Source organism: Ruegeria sp. AG1 (assembly GCF_056541705.1).
Genome location: NZ_JBQFYU010000004.1, coordinates 291,181 through 306,370, shown reverse-complemented (window position 1 = coordinate 306,370; position 15,190 = coordinate 291,181). Strand labels below are relative to the sequence as shown.

Annotated in this window: 9 protein-coding genes; 7 read left to right on the top strand and 2 right to left on the bottom strand. The window is 58.6% G+C overall.

Going from position 1 to position 15,190, the window contains the following annotated elements:
• Window positions 1-21 precede the first annotated feature (21 nt).
• From metG to ACR0B5_RS07940, 3 genes are all read left to right on the top strand, one after another.
• Window positions 22-1,740, top strand: coding sequence for a methionine--tRNA ligase (gene metG, locus ACR0B5_RS07950; RefSeq protein ID WP_480539733.1), 1,719 nt, complete (start codon window positions 22-24; stop codon window positions 1,738-1,740).
• A 616-nt stretch (window positions 1,741-2,356) separates the two neighbouring features.
• On the top strand, window positions 2,357-3,535 hold the full coding sequence (locus ACR0B5_RS07945; protein WP_480524422.1) for an efflux RND transporter periplasmic adaptor subunit: 1,179 nt from the start codon (window positions 2,357-2,359) through the stop codon (window positions 3,533-3,535).
• A gap of 3 nt (window positions 3,536-3,538) precedes the next feature.
• Complete coding sequence (locus ACR0B5_RS07940; protein ID WP_480539731.1) at window positions 3,539-6,676, top strand: efflux RND transporter permease subunit; 3,138 nt, start codon at window positions 3,539-3,541, stop codon at window positions 6,674-6,676.
• A 35-nt stretch (window positions 6,677-6,711) separates the two neighbouring features.
• On the opposite strand, the gene glpD is transcribed toward ACR0B5_RS07940, so the two are convergent.
• A complete protein-coding gene (gene glpD, locus ACR0B5_RS07935; protein ID WP_480539729.1) occupies window positions 6,712-8,301 on the bottom strand; it encodes a glycerol-3-phosphate dehydrogenase in 1,590 nt (529 codons plus the stop codon).
• A 179-nt stretch (window positions 8,302-8,480) separates the two neighbouring features.
• On the opposite strand from glpD, the gene ACR0B5_RS07930 reads away from it, so the two are divergent.
• From ACR0B5_RS07930 to ACR0B5_RS07915, 4 genes are all read left to right on the top strand, one after another.
• Window positions 8,481-9,245 (top strand): DeoR/GlpR family DNA-binding transcription regulator, encoded by a 765-nt coding sequence (locus ACR0B5_RS07930; RefSeq protein ID WP_480539728.1) that lies wholly within the window; start codon window positions 8,481-8,483, stop codon window positions 9,243-9,245.
• Between the two features lie 108 nt (window positions 9,246-9,353).
• Entirely contained in the window at window positions 9,354-9,710 is a 357-nt protein-coding gene (locus tag ACR0B5_RS07925) for a DUF3302 domain-containing protein (RefSeq protein WP_480539727.1), read from the top strand.
• Between the two features lie 21 nt (window positions 9,711-9,731).
• Window positions 9,732-10,877, top strand: coding sequence for an HlyD family secretion protein (locus ACR0B5_RS07920; protein ID WP_170638894.1), 1,146 nt, complete (start codon window positions 9,732-9,734; stop codon window positions 10,875-10,877).
• 11 nt (window positions 10,878-10,888) lie between these two features.
• Entirely contained in the window at window positions 10,889-12,451 is a 1,563-nt protein-coding gene (locus ACR0B5_RS07915; RefSeq protein ID WP_170638895.1) for an efflux transporter outer membrane subunit, read from the top strand.
• 104 nt (window positions 12,452-12,555) lie between these two features.
• On the opposite strand, the gene mprF is transcribed toward ACR0B5_RS07915, so the two are convergent.
• Window positions 12,556-15,159 (bottom strand): bifunctional lysylphosphatidylglycerol flippase/synthetase MprF, encoded by a 2,604-nt coding sequence (gene mprF, locus ACR0B5_RS07910; RefSeq protein WP_480539724.1) that lies wholly within the window; start codon window positions 15,157-15,159, stop codon window positions 12,556-12,558.
• Window positions 15,160-15,190: the final 31 nt, after the last annotated feature.

Here is a 15,190-nt window from a genome sequence, read left to right as displayed (position 1 = left end):
ACAGTTACGTGGACACGCAAAATGGCTCGGATTCTCATCACCTCGGCGATCCCCTACATCAACGGGATCAAGCACCTCGGCAACCTGATCGGCTCGCAATTGCCGGCCGACCTGTACGCACGTTACCAGCGTGGCCGGGGGAACGAGGTCATGTTCCTGTGCGCCACCGATGAACACGGCACCCCGGCCGAGCTGGCCGCAGCCAAGGCCGGCAAGCCGGTGGCCGAGTACTGCGCCGATATGTATGCGGTGCAGGCCGATATCGCCAAACGCTTTGGTCTGAGCTTCGATCACTTTGGTCGTTCCTCCAGTGAACAGAACCGCCACTTGACGCAGCACTTCGCAGGCAAGCTGGATGAGGCGGGTCTGATCCGTGAGGTCCGCGAAAAACAGGTCTACTCGAACGCCGATGGCCGGTTCCTGCCGGATCGCTATATCGAGGGCACCTGCCCCAATTGTGGCTATGATCGCGCGCGTGGCGACCAGTGCGAGAACTGTACCAAGCAGCTGGATCCGACCGATCTGATCGAGCCTCGCAGCGCGATCAGCGGCTCGACTGATCTTGAGGTGCGCGAAACCAAGCACCTGTATCTGCGCCAGTCCGCGATGAAGGATCAGCTGGATGCCTGGATCGACAGCAAGACCGACTGGCCGATCCTGACTACATCCATTGCCAAGAAATGGTTGCATGACGGAGACGGCCTGCAGGATCGCGGCATCACCCGCGATCTGGACTGGGGTGTTCCGGTCAAGAAAGGCGATCAGGACTGGCCCGGTATGGAGGGCAAAGTCTTCTATGTCTGGTTCGACGCACCGATCGAATACATCGCCTGCGCCAAGGAATGGGCCGACGCGAATGGCAAGACGGATGCGGATTGGGAACGCTGGTGGCGCACCGACAAAGGTGCGGACGACGTGCGTTACGTGCAGTTCATGGGCAAGGACAACGTCCCCTTCCACACGCTCAGCTTCCCGGCCACCATTCTGGGTTCGGGCGAGCCGTGGAAGATGGTCGACCACCTGAAATCATTCAACTACCTGAACTATGACGGCGGCCAGTTCTCGACCTCTCAGGGCCGCGGCGTCTTCATGGATCAGGCGCTGGCCATTCTGCCCGCCGACTACTGGCGCTGGTGGCTGCTGAGCCATGCGCCGGAAAGCAGCGACAGTGAGTTCACCTGGGAGAATTTCCAGCAATCGGTGAACAAAGACCTTGCCGACGTACTGGGCAACTTCGTCAGCCGGATCACCAAGTTCTGCCGCTCGAAATTCGGCGAAGCTGTGCCGGAAGGCGGTACATTTGGCGCGCGCGAACAAGAACTGATCGCCGACATCACCCGCCGCGTCCGCGCATACGAAGGCCACATGGAGGCCATGGAAGTCCGCAAATCCGCGCAAGAGCTTCGGGCGATCTGGGTGGCCGGTAACGAATATCTGCAATCCGCAGCCCCGTGGTCGACCTTTAAGGAAGACCCCGAACAGGCGGCAGCACAGGTGCGCCTTGGCCTCAACCTGATCCGCCTCTATGCGGTTCTGAGCGCGCCCTTTATTCCCGACGCTTCAGCCAAGATGCTGAGTGCAATGAATACGCTGGATACAAGCTGGCCCGAAGATGTCGAGGCCGCGCTGAACGCCCTGCCCGCAGGTCATGCGTTCTCGGTACCTGATGTCCTGTTCGCCAAGATCGCCGACGAGGACCGTGAAGAGTGGCAGGAGAAATTTGCGGGTACGCGCGACTGACACAAGCGGCTTGAAGTTCTGAAACGGGGGCCTCGACGGCCATCCCCACCAACAATATGTGGTGGTAAAACTTGTGTGGATGTTGAAACAAGTCTTAGCGCAACCCATATCCCGCTCAAGGGCTTGGAAACATGTGTTTTCGCCCAAAGGAATAGTCGGAGCTGGCCACGAGCGACAAGACTAAACGGCATCGTGGCAAGCTGGCCTTATGCGTGGAGCCGCCTACACTAAGGGACCCCCATGCAATTGAGATAGGAGGATTGCCATGTCGGCATCCCTGCTTCTCGAAGCCAGTGGTCATAAAGGCGGAAGCATTCGCCTCAAGGTCTCGATCAACCTTTCTTGGTTGAACTGGCTTTGGGGAAATTGACTTAAGCGTTGACCGAGAGGGGGAGAGTCGACCGACGCTCCCCTTTTTCTTTTGTGCTCCTTGGCCTAAACTCCCCGTAAACCGGCCCAGTTGCAGGGGATTTTCGCACCCCAGCAATCCTCCCAAGCCTTCAATCAACTTGAGATATGTTTCCAAAACGGCCATCCTGCCCTCAAGTTCTGCCGACTCGTCGCTTTTTAACGCTGCGTATTGGCTCAGTTTTTTGAAATGTATGAGGCTTTTGACATGTCCGTCGCTCTGAAGCAGCCCCGCAACCGGTCTCGTGGTGCTGTCACCGCACTGTGCCGCCCTCTGATCATTCTGTCATGCATCGGTTTTGGCTATCCGGCACTTGCGCAAGACGAAAGTGAAGCGCCCGCCGCGAAAGTGTCAATCGCCGCAGCCTACACCGAAGAGATCACCGACGAGGCAAGCTTTATCGGCCGTGCAGAAGCCATCAATAAGGTCGACATCGTCGCGCGCGTCAGCGGATTTCTTGATAGCAAGGAGGTCGAAGATGGCGCCCTGGTGACCGAGGGCGATCTGCTGTTCAAGATCGAACCGGACCTCTATGAGGCGACGCTTGAGGCGCGGAAAGCAGATCTTGACCGCGCCGAAGCCAATTTGGAGCTGGCCAAGGTCGATCTCGCGCGGAAAGAGGAACTCTTTAGACGCGACGCAACCCCAGAGTCAGAACGTGACATCGCGCGTGCCAACGAACTGGTCGCCGAGGCCGAGGTCAAAGCCGCAAACGCCGCTATTCAGCAAGCTGAGCTGGACCTCAGCTATACCGAGATCCACGCGCCCTTTACCGGTCGCCTCGGTCGGGTCACCACGAGTGTAGGCGATGTTGTTGGCCCCACGAACCCACCGCTGGTTAACTTGGTCAGCGAAGCGCCAATCTACGTGAATTTCTCCTTGAACGAGAAACAGTTTACCTCGGTTCTTCAACAGGTTGGTGAAAGTGCTGCCTCTCTGGCGGAAAGCAACAAAAGCCCCAATGTGCATGTCATTCTGCCGAACGGAACCGAGCTGGATGAAACCGGTGAAATCGTCTTTGTCGACAACCGTATCGACCCGCTGACCGGCGCCATTACGGTGCGGGCCGAGTTTGACAACGCAGATCGCCTGATCATCGACGGCGCGTTCGTGAATGTACAGATCGAGGCACTGGAGCCGACCCTTCAGGTCCTGATCCCTCAGGCAGCATTGCAGCGTGACCAGCGCGGCGAGTTCGTACTGGTTGTCAATGACCAGCAGATGGTCGAACAGCGCTATATCACGACCGGCGACTCCGTGGGCACGGCCATAATCGTCTCGGAAGGTCTGCGCGAAGGTGAAAGCGTGATTGTCGAGGGCCTGCAACGCGTGCGCCCCGGCGTGGCGGTGGACGCGGTTGTCGCGTCCGAGCAGCCGGGAGAATAAGGCATGTTCTCAGCCCTGTTCATCAGCCGGCCCAAGCTGGCGCTTGTCATTTCTCTCGTCCTGACGATCATGGGCAGTATCGGTTATATGGTTCTGCCGGTCGCCCAGTTCCCGGACATTACACCTCCGGTGGTCAGCGTCTCGACCACCTATACCGGCGCCAATGCCGAGACCGTAGAAAACACCGTCGCCGCGCCAATCGAGGCGCAGGTCAATGGTGTGGACGACATGATCTATATGACGTCGACCTCTTCCGACAACGGCTCCTATTCGTTGAACGTTACCTTTGAGGTCGGCACTGACCCCGATATCGCCTCGGTCAACGTGCAGAACCGCGTTGCCCAGGCCATGTCATCACTTCCGTCCGAGGTAACCTCATCCGGCGTGGTGACGCAGAAGGCATCGACCAACATGCTGTTGCTGGTCACTCTGACCTCGCCCAATGGCACTTATGACAGCGTGTTTCTGTCCAACTATGCCTCGATCAACCTGAAAGACGCTCTGGCGCGGGTTCAAGGTGTGGGTAAAGCGGATGTTCTGACCAATCTGGAATACGCCATGCGGATCTGGATGGATCCCGACCAGATGGCTGCTCTGTCGATCACGCCCGGCGATGTGATCAATGCCATTCGCGAACAGAATATCGAAGTCTCCGCAGGCTCCATCGGTGCCCCTCCGGTGCCCGAGGGACAGACCTTTCAATACACGATCAAAACCAAAGGGCGCCTGACATCGGCAGAAGAATTTGGTGACATCGTAATTCGAACGGGTGACGCCGGTTCCATTGTGCGCGTACGTGACATTGGACGCGTTGAATTGGGTGCCGAATACTATGCGGCGTCAGGCTATTTCGATGCGGTGCCTGCGACCGTGATCGGCATTTACCAGGCTCCCGGCGCTAACGCGCTTGCTGTATCCGAGCGTGTGCAGGCCGAGCTTGACCGCCTGTCCCGGTCCTTCCCCACAGACGTGGAATACAGTGTTCCCTTCAACACCACCGACTTCGTTGAAGCTTCGCTGAACGATGTGGTCTCGACCCTGATCCTGACGTTCATTCTGGTGATCTCGGTCGTGTTCGTTTTCCTAGGCAGTTGGCGAGCGACGATCATTCCAGCGGTGGCGATCCCGGTCTCGTTGATCGGGACATTCGCCTTCCTACTGGCCTTCGGAATGTCACTGAACACGATTTCGCTTTTCGCCTTGGTTCTGGCCATCGGGATCGTGGTGGATGACGCCATCGTGGTTGTAGAAAACGTCGAGCGGATCATTGCGGATGAGGGGCTGCCCCCAGCCGAAGCGACCCGAAAAGCGATGGGCCAGATCACTGGCCCTGTTATCGCGACGACGCTAGTTCTGCTGGCCGTTTTCGTACCGGTAACCTTTATGCCCGGCATCTCTGGCAGGCTCTATTCGCAGTTTGCCGTGACCATTTCGACAGCGGTTGTGATCTCGTCCATCAACGCTCTGACCCTGTCGCCTGCCCTGTGTGGCTTGGTTCTGCGCGCACGCTCTGGCCCGCCCAAAGGGTTGCTGGCACTATTCGAAGGTCTGATCGGGACCGTCCGAAACGGCTATGTCGCCATCGTGCGCAAATTGCTGATCCTGCCGATTGTCGCGCTGGGTGTGATTGTCGCCTTGGGGATGGGAACCGGGACGATCATGTCCAATACCTCAAGCGGGTTTATCCCACTTGAGGACAATGGCTATCTGTTCGTGGATATCCAACTGCCCGATGCGGCAACGCTGGAACGGACCGAGACGATCTCGGCCCGTGTGGACGACCAGATCCGCGAAATTCCGGGCGTTTCCAGCACCGTTCTCATCAATGGCTTCTCGCTGCTGAACGGCACCACGACCAACGGCGCGGCTATCTTCGTCAACCTCGAAAACTGGGCCGACCGGCAGGAAGAAGACCTGAGTGCCGACGCCATCCTCGCCAAGGTGCTTGCGATTGCGAACGGGGAATCCGCGGCTTCGATCGTGGCCTTCAACCCGCCGCCCATTCAGGGCCTCGGCATGTCGGCCGGAGTCGAGATGGAGGTGCAACAGACAGGTGGTGGCTCGCCTCAGGATCTAGCATCGGCTGTTGGCTCATTCGTTTACGCGGCGAACCAGCGGCCCGAGATCGGCCAATCATACACCACCTTCCGCGCAAACGTTCCGCAGCTTTTTGTTGATCTGGATCGGGAAAAGGCCAAGACCCTGCAGGTCTCGGTCGCCGAGATTTTCCAGACGATGCAGGCGCAACTGGGATCTTACTACGTGAACGACTTCAACCTGTTCGGTCGTGTCTACCGCGTGATGATTCAGGCTGATGGTACCTATCGCGATAATGTCGAGGATATCTCGAACCTTTATGTCCGCTCGCAACAGGGTGAGATGGTGCCTCTGGGTACATTGATTGATGTGGAAAACGTGTTGGGGCCGGTCTTGCTGAAGCGGCACAACCTGTTCCGTTCGGCCACGGTGACGGCGGTGCCCGCTCCGGGCCTGTCCACCGGTGACGCGATCAACGTCATGACCGAAGAATCCGCAACCGCCCTACCCCCCGGATATGCGTTCGAATGGACCGGCACGGCACAACAGCAGCTGGCCTCGGGCGGTCTTGTCATCGTGATCCTTGGGCTGGCGATCCTGTTTGGCTACCTGTTCCTGGTGGGCCAATATGAAAGCTGGACCTTACCGGTGTCGATCCTGCTGTCGGTGATTGTCGCCCTGTTCGGTGCGGTCGCGGCCGTAGCGATCGTGGGCAGTGACATCAACCTCTATACGCAGATCGGGATGATCATGCTGGTGGGGCTTGCCTCAAAGAACGGCATTCTGATCGTCGAGTTCGCGATGGAGCAACGCGCCAAAGGCCTGTCGATCAAGGACGCCGCAGCCGAGGCCGCCTATCAGCGTTTCCGAGCTGTGATGATGACGGCGCTGTCCTTCCTATTGGGGGTTGTCCCGCTATTGGCCGCCAATGGCGCGGGGGCGGCAAGCCAGAAGGCCATCGGTGTCGCCGTGTTCGGCGGCATGCTGGCCGCCACATTGGTCGGCGTGATCCTTGTGCCGGTCCTCTACGCCCTGATGCAGGGGCTGCGAGAATGGATCAAGGGTAGCAAGAATGATCCCGGCCCGTCCGAGGAAACCGCCTAAGAAAAAGCCCCGCCAACTCGGCGGGGCATTTGTTTTCAAGCTGCGTCGTCCTTTTTCAACCGCTCTGACATCCACTGATCAATGCGCGCGATCTGGGCGGCACTCAAACGCAGCCCAAGTTTGTTGCGACGCCAGACCACGTCCTCGGCGCTGCGGGCGTATTCTTTGTCCATCAGCCATTCGAGTTCTCGCGCGGTGAGGGTTGCACCGAAGTCTTCACCCAACTCAGCGACGTCTTTTGCTTCCCCCAACACGGCACGCGCCTCTGTCCCGTATGCACGGATCAGACGAGCCGCCCATTTTTCAGTGAGGAACGGATAGTCCTGGATCAACGTCTGCTTGAGGTCCTGCACGCCATGGACGGGAAAGTCTCCACCAGGCAAAGACACGCCCGCTGTCCAAGGGCCCGGCAGGTTTGGGAAATGCTCCGCGACTTTCTCAAGCGCGCTTTCTGCCAGACGACGGTAGGTCGTGATCTTGCCTCCGAACACGTTCAAAACAGGCGCCCCACCTTGCGCATCAACCTTCAAAGTATAATCTCTCGTCGCCGCCGTCGCGCTGCTGGCCCCATCATCATAGAGCGGGCGCACACCGGAATAGGTCCAGACGATATCGTCCTGTGTCACCGGTTTCTTGAAATACTTGGTTGCGAACTGGCAGAGGTAGGTCTGCTCGGCCTCGGTGCAGACCGGAGGCTCAGAGGGATCGGAATGGTCCTGATCCGTCGTTCCGATCAGGGTAAAATCCCGCTCATAAGGAATGGCAAAGATGATACGGCCATCCTCGCCTTGGAAGAAGTAACACTTGTCGTGATCGTACAGCTTCTTTGTCACGATATGACTGCCGCGCACCAGACGAACCCCCTCGCGTGAGTTCACCCGGATCTTGGTTTGGATGATGTCCCCTACCCACGGGCCGCCCGCATTGATCAGCATTCTCGCTCGGACCACTTGGCTTTCCCCGGTCGCCCGATCGCGGATGGTGACATGCCACAGGTCATCAACACGCTCGGCCGAGACAACTTCGGTCCGCACCATGATCCGCGCACCGCGGGATTCGGCGTCGCGCGCATTGAGCACCACCAGCCGCGCATCTTCAATCCAGCAGTCCGAGTATTCATAGGCTGTTTCGAACTTGCCCTGCAAAGGACCGCCTTCCGGCGCGCTGCGCAGATCCAGCGACTGCGTTCCCGGCAGAATTTTGCGCCCTCCAAGGTTATCATACATGAACAGACCCAGACGGATCAGCCACGCGGGGCGACGCCCGCGCATCCAGGGCATGACGGTGCTGAGCAGCTTCGATGTTGGCGTCTCGGAGTCAAAGCGCATGTCTTTGTGATAGGGCAGCACAAAGCGCATCGGCCAACTGATATGAGGCATTGCGCGCAACAGCGTCTCGCGCTCGATCAGCGCCTCGCGCACCAGCCGGATCTCAAAATACTCCAGATAGCGCAGTCCGCCATGAAACAGTTTGGTCGAGGCTGATGACGTTGCCGAAGCAAGATCATTCATCTCGGCCAAGGTAACAGACAGTCCCCGCCCCGCCGCATCCCGCGCGATTCCGCATCCGTTGATCCCGCCGCCGATGATGAACAGGTCGCTGATCTGATCGTCCGTCGCTTGCATGGCTTGTGATTCCCTATCCAATCTGGTTGCGCGCATTAATCAGCACTGCATTCGCACAATCAACGTTTATGTTCGTTTTTTTTCGTTTTGCAACACACCTATGAAAAATTTGCATGGCGGCTTGCTAATTTCGACCAAAAGAAGAAAAACGAAAGCACATCATCTGCATGGGACCACACATGTCGCTCTCTTTCCGCCAATCCGACATTCTTGAGATCGCCAGCACCGAGGGCCGCGTTACTGTTGACGGTCTGGCCGAGCGGTTTGGCGTGACGGTCCAGACAATCCGCCGGGACCTGTCCGAGCTGGCCGATGCTGGCAAGCTGGACCGCGTTCACGGCGGGGCTGTCCTTCGCTCCGGCGTCTCCAACATCGGGTATGAGGACCGCCGTACCCTGAATGCAGACGCCAAGACCCGAATGGCGAAGGCCTGCGCCAATGACATTCCAGACGGCGCGTCGGTCTTCATGAATATCGGCACCTCGACCGAGGCCGTGGCGCGGCAGATGCTGAACCACAGGGACCTGATGGTGGTGACTAACAACACAAACGTCGCCAATATTCTCGTCGAAAACCCCGATTGCGAGATTGTTGTGGCGGGCGGTGTCTTGCGCCGCTCGGACGGAGGGCTGGTGGGCAATCTCACCGTCTCGACCATCCGTCAATTCAAGTTCGACTATGCGGTGATCGGTTGTTCCGCGCTGGATCCCGATGGTGATCTGCTGGATTTCGACTTTCAGGAAGTCCATGTCAGCCAGACGATCATCGCGCAGGCCCGGCGCACTCTGCTGGTGGCCGACCATTCAAAATTCCAGCGACTTGCCCCTGCCCGCATTACCTCGCTGGCCGAGATTGATGGCTTCTACACCGATGAGCCGCTTACCCCCGACCTCGCGGCGAAATGTGCCGAATGGGACACTGGTCTGATCGTCTGTCCTGACTGATCCGCACTGCCTCGGGTTCGGAAACGCTAGGTCCCAGCACAAAGTCATTGACGAGACAGGGGCCTACGTCTGAGGATGAGACAACCTTCCCTACAGGAGGCATCGAGCATGGGACTTTTGGGGCAGCCGCTAGGCTACTACGACTATCTGACATTCGTGGCACTGATCCTGCTGTTGGCAGCGGTGATGGCACTGTTTCTTTTCCTTATGGGGCTGCCCGGACGGATCGCGATCAAACGCAATCATCCACATGCCGAGGCGGTCAAGATCATGGGATGGATGGGTTTTTTGGCTGTTGTACCATGGGTTCATGCCTTCATGTGGGCGTTCCACGATGGTGTGACGGTCGACATGCGCCGCGGTCCGGACGAGGAAAAAGACGCCATCCGCAAGGATATCGAACGCCTCGGTGGTACGGTTAAAGAAGAATACCAGGCTGCGCCTGAAGAGACGCCGAAAAGCTAAGGCCAAAGGAAACACTCAGACATGTTCGTCGCCCTCGGCATTACGCTGTTCTACATCATTTTCGTCTGGTTCATCTTCTTCAAGATGGAGTGGCTCAAGTTCAACATCGCCTGGGGGATTGTTTCGTTCTGGGTCGGTGCGCATTTGCTGCTGATCTTCCTCGTCGCGCTGCGCTTCTTTCAGCCCTTCTCGGTCGACAGCCATGTGGTGCGCTCAACAATTCAGATCGTGCCAAAACTGACCCAGCCGACGATTCTGACCGAGGTTCTAGTCGAGCCGAACACTCAGATCACCAAGGGCGACCCGCTCTATCGTTTTGACGACACCGTGTTTTCGCTGGCCGTCGACAATGCCAAGGCGCAACTGGTCGCCGCCGAGCAGAACGCCAAAATTCTGGAACAGGATGTCATTGCCAAAACCGAAGCCGTCGAGCGCGCCAATGCGCAACTGGCCTACGCGTTGACCGAACAGGCGCGGTACGAAAATCTGGTGCCCGCAGGCGGTGCTCGTCAGGATGAGCTGGATCGCTGGAACGAACAGGTATCCGAGGACACCGCCTCGGTCAAACAGGCCGAAGCCAATCTTGAGAAGGCAAATCTGGCACTGGCCTCGCAGATCGATGGCGTAAACACGGGCATCCTGCAAGCACAGGCGCAGCTGTCCGAGGCCCAGTACTTTCTGGATAACACCACGATCTATGCCCCGGAAAACGGCATGATCGTCTCGCAACAGGCCCGTCCGGGTTTGGTGGTGGGTGACATTCGTCTGGGTGCGATTGCCAGTTTCGTCACCGAAGACAGCCCCTATCTTTTGGCCACCTTCCGCCAGCAGAACCTGAAATTTGTTGAAGTAGGCCAAGAGGTTGAAGTCGCCTTGGACCTCTATCCCGGTGAAATCCTAACCGGCAAGGTCGAAGCGATCTGGTGGGCCACCCGTCAGGGTCAGTACCTGCCCTCAGGCCGCCTGCCCGGCTTTGAGCTGCCCAAGCTGCCCGGACGAATTGCGGTACAGATCACGGTCGATCTGCCAGAGGAGCACATCCTGCCCGCTGGCGGCCACGCCGCCGTGGCGATCTACACCGGTCAGGGCAAAAGTTTCGAGTTTCTGCGGCGCATCAATATCCGCCTGTATTCCTTCGCCAATTTCATTCGACCGCTAGACATTTGAGGACGCGCATCATGACACGGGCCACCCCCTTTCGACACTTGATGGGAACAGCCCTGTGCGCCGCGTTTCTGGTAGCCTGCGCGCCAGTTGGTCCTGATTTCGTGCGCCCGAACTCTCCGGTCGTGAAACAGTGGATCGAGGTGAACAGTCCCAGCACCGGGCAAAGCGGCCTTACCTCACGCAGCGCGCCGGTCGTGAAATGGTGGGAGACGTTCAATGACCCCACTCTCAACAAACTGATCGCCGAGGCCTATGCCCAGAACCTGTCACTACAGGTCGCTGGCGCGCGGGTCCTGCAAGCGCGGGCACAGTTGGGCATCGCCTTTGGCGAGTTGTATCCGCAATCGCAGGTCCTCGGGGCCTCGACCGAACGGCGACAGATCAGCGACAATCTCGGGCCCATTGCCGATATCAACCGGATCATTCCGCTGGATACCGAATTCTCGACCTCTCAGGCCGGGTTTGATGCGCAGTGGGAATTGGACGTCTGGGGGGCGCAGCGGCGTGGTGTTCAGGCGGCGCGATCGAATTTAGCGTTGCAGGTGGCGAACTATGACGACGCGCTGGTGACGCTGACGGGTGATGTCGCCGCGCTTTATGTCAATATCCGCGCTTTGCAGGAGTCGCTGGGCGTCGCGCGTGAGAACATCAAGTTACAGCAGGAATCGGCAGACCTGACTCAATTGCGGTTCAACAACGGGATCACCACCGAGTTAGACGTGCAGGAATCGACGGCTCTGCTGAACAACACCAAGGCCCTCGTGCCCGAGCTTGAGAGCGATCTTCAGCAAACCAAGAACGCTCTGGCCGTGTTGCTGGGGGCCACCCCGTCACGCATGTCCAGCCTTCTGGGCAATTCCGGTCGCATCCCCTCGGCCCGGTCCAACGTCGCCGTTGGCGTCCCGGCTGAGTTGCTGCGCCGCCGTCCGGACGTGAGGGCCGCGGAACTGGCCGCAGCCACGCAATCGGCCGAGGTCGGCATTGCCATGGCGGACCTCTATCCGCAGTTCATTCTGTCCGGCTCGGTCGGGTTGCAGGCCTCGGGCGGGCGGAACCTGTTCAGCTCGAACAGCACAACGGGCCTTGCCAGCGCGGGCGTCGTTTGGAACGTCCTGAACTATGGCCGCATCAAGAACAACGTCCGGGCGCAGGATGCCGCCTATCAGGCGCTGATCGCCAACTACCAGAACACCGTTCTGACCGCCTATTCCGAGGTCGAAAGCGCCATGGTCGCCTATGCGCAGGCGCGAAAGCAGGTCGGGTTCTATCAACAGAGCGTCGATGCCTCGCGCAAGGCGGCAGAGATCGCCGTCAATCAGTACACCGACGGGATCGCCGACTACTCCCGCATATTGAACACGCAGACGGCCCTGCTGCGGTCTCAGGCCAATCTGATCGAGGCGCGCCAACAGGTCTCCAGCAATCTCGTCGCCGTTTACAAAGGTCTCGGAGGCGGTTGGCAGATTCGCGAGAACAGAGAGTTCCTGCCTGATACCGTTCTGGCCGAGATGGCTTATCGCACCGATTGGGGCGACCTGCTGCAGGAAACGCCAACCCGCGCTAGCCTGAACTAGAGCGTTTCGGGTTTCACTTTAATCAATGGGCGACGCCAATGTCCCGAGAATGCCGGAGGCATGGCAGGGTATTGGCGTCTCAAGCTAAACCCGAAACGCTCGCGCTACTTAGTTAGGCCCCGCAGACCGCCCGAGATCAGGATGTTCACCTCATACAGGATACGCGGCGCAGCAAGCCCTCCGGGGCTGGCGAGATAGTTCGGGCTCCATTCCGGATCGAACTTCTGTTTGAACGCGCGCAGCCCTTCGAAGTGATAGAATTGCTCACCATGTTCATAGACGAACCCGCCGATCCGGTTCCAAAGGGAGGCAAGCTGACGGTTCTCAATCCCTGAAAACGGCGCTGCACCCAGTGAGAACCAATGGAACCCTTGCTCGGCCCCCCAGGACATCATCTCGGCAAACAAGGCATCCATGACGAAGCTGGGGCTGTCCGGTTCGTAGCGCATCAGGTCCAGAGAAAGCTCGGACTTTTGGCCACCTTGAAACAGGTTGGCGAAAGCCATGATCTGACCGGTTTCTTCGTTCCGCAACACGGCGTGGTCGAAGTAGGACAGGTAGTCATCGTCAAAACCACCTAAGGCGAAACCTTTCTCGGCCCCTGCTTTTTGCTCCAGCCAGTGATCGGAAATCGCCCTCAGCTCCGGTAGACTGGGCGCAAGGTCTTCTTTTGGAATGATCTCGAACACATAACCTTCCCGCTCGGCCCGGTTCTTGGCCTGACGGAAACGCTTGCGGGATTTGCCGTCCAGCGAGAAGTCTTTCAGCGGTACGCGCGCGACCTCTCCGATCTTGAGGATCGACAAGCCCAGGTCCAGAAACGTTGGTAAATACTTAGTCGAGACGCTGTAAAAGGCGCAGAGCTTACCTTCTCGATCCGCCATTTCGCGCAGTTGCCAGACTAGTTGCTTGCCAGCCTTTTCATCGCCCACAGGCTCACCTTTCGAGATGATGGCGTTGCCCGTGTCGGCATAGGCGATGAACGCAGACTCATCAGGTGCAATCAGGAATTGCTTGTCGCCGGTTAGGGAAATCTGGGCCTCGGTATCTTCGCTCTCCATCACCAGCTTTTCGACGCATTCCGGGATTTCGGTGCGTATTGGCACCGGGATTTCACGTCCGAACAAGGACGTAACGGCCACAATCCCAAGGATGACCGCCACCACGAGGCTAGAGCGCAGGAAGCGGGAGGCATCGCCATTCCACGCGAACTCCCACCACAAGGCATTCTGGTATTGCACGTGGGAATAGGCGAACAGGCCAATCCAGAAGATAACAGCGAGCAGCGCCACAACACTGACAAGCCAAGGGATATTCAACCGAAAGATCGACGCACCGCTGACGCGGTAGAACGCACCACGGAACAGCGCCAAAACGGCGATCGTGGCCAACATGCCCAACGCCTCATGCGTATCCAAACCCTTGGCCAGAGACGCGGCGAAGCCCGCGACCATCAGCAACATCGCGACCACCCAAGCGCGGTAGAGCTTGCGGAAAAGCCCCCGCGACACAAGCAGCAGCAGAACACCCACCGCGCTGCCTGCCAGATGCGAGGCCTCGACAAAGGACAAGGGCAAAATCTCGCGCAACGCACCGAGGCTCTTGCTGTCCGTCGGCAACGCGCCCGAGACCAGCAGGATGATCCCAGCAACAGCCGTCACCCCGGCTGCAACCATCGGCACAATGGGGCGAATGGCCCGGTACACCCATGTCCCCGCCCCGATGATCCGATGGCGCTGCGTCAGCGCCGAGGCAACGGCGATGGACAGGCTGGCGATGGCGAAGGGCAGGAACGTGTAAACGACGCGGTAAAGCAGCAGTGCGGCGATGACATCTGATCGACCCGAGGCGCCCAGCCCTGCGATCAGCGTCGCCTCAAACACGCCAATACCGCCCGGCGCATGGCTGACAATCCCAACGGCAATCGCGGCGATGAAGATGGTGAAGAAATACGGATACCCAACCCCAAGGTCGTCCGGCATCAGCACGTAAAGAACCATGGAGGCCCCGGCAAGATCGCCAATCGCCGCTAGCGTCAGGCAAGAGGCCAGCTTGCCGCCCGGCAGTTGGAAGCCAATCCCCAGAACCTCTAACCGACGCCCACCGGTGGAGAGCCAGACAAAAACGGCGATCAACGCGCCAAGCAGACCCAACCCGATAGCGGTCTCAAACGTCGCGCTGATCGGCAGAGCGTTTGAAATACCGTCAGGGTGAAAGGTCAAAAGCAGGCCAAGGACCAAAACCAGCCCCGTCCAGAACGCCACCCAAGACGTGGCGATGACCCCGGCAACGCGGCTCAGATCAAGGCCCAGAGACGCATATATCCGATATCGGATGGCCGTTCCGGTGATGTAGGAAAAGCCCAAACAGTTGGACACCGCATAGCCACTGGCTCCGGCCATTCCTGCAACCGGCAGAGGGACCTCTCCGTCTGCCACGCTTTGAACTGCGAAGACATCGTATAGAGACAGCGAAAAGAAACTGACCACCGTCCAACACAGAGCATAAAACATCACGCGCCAAGGTGTTTCCGAGATATCCGCCTGAACGTCTGCCCATTTCACATGAGAAGACAGCTCATGCAGAACCGTCAATGCAATCAGGGTGACGAAGATCGGGATGGCAATGCGGACCCATGGCTTCTCAAGGAATGCGGTGATCTTTTCGGCCAATTGCACGGCCCGTGGTTCGTGCTGCTGAGTGGTCATCTTCGATCAATCCTGCCTGTATCTCCGCCGA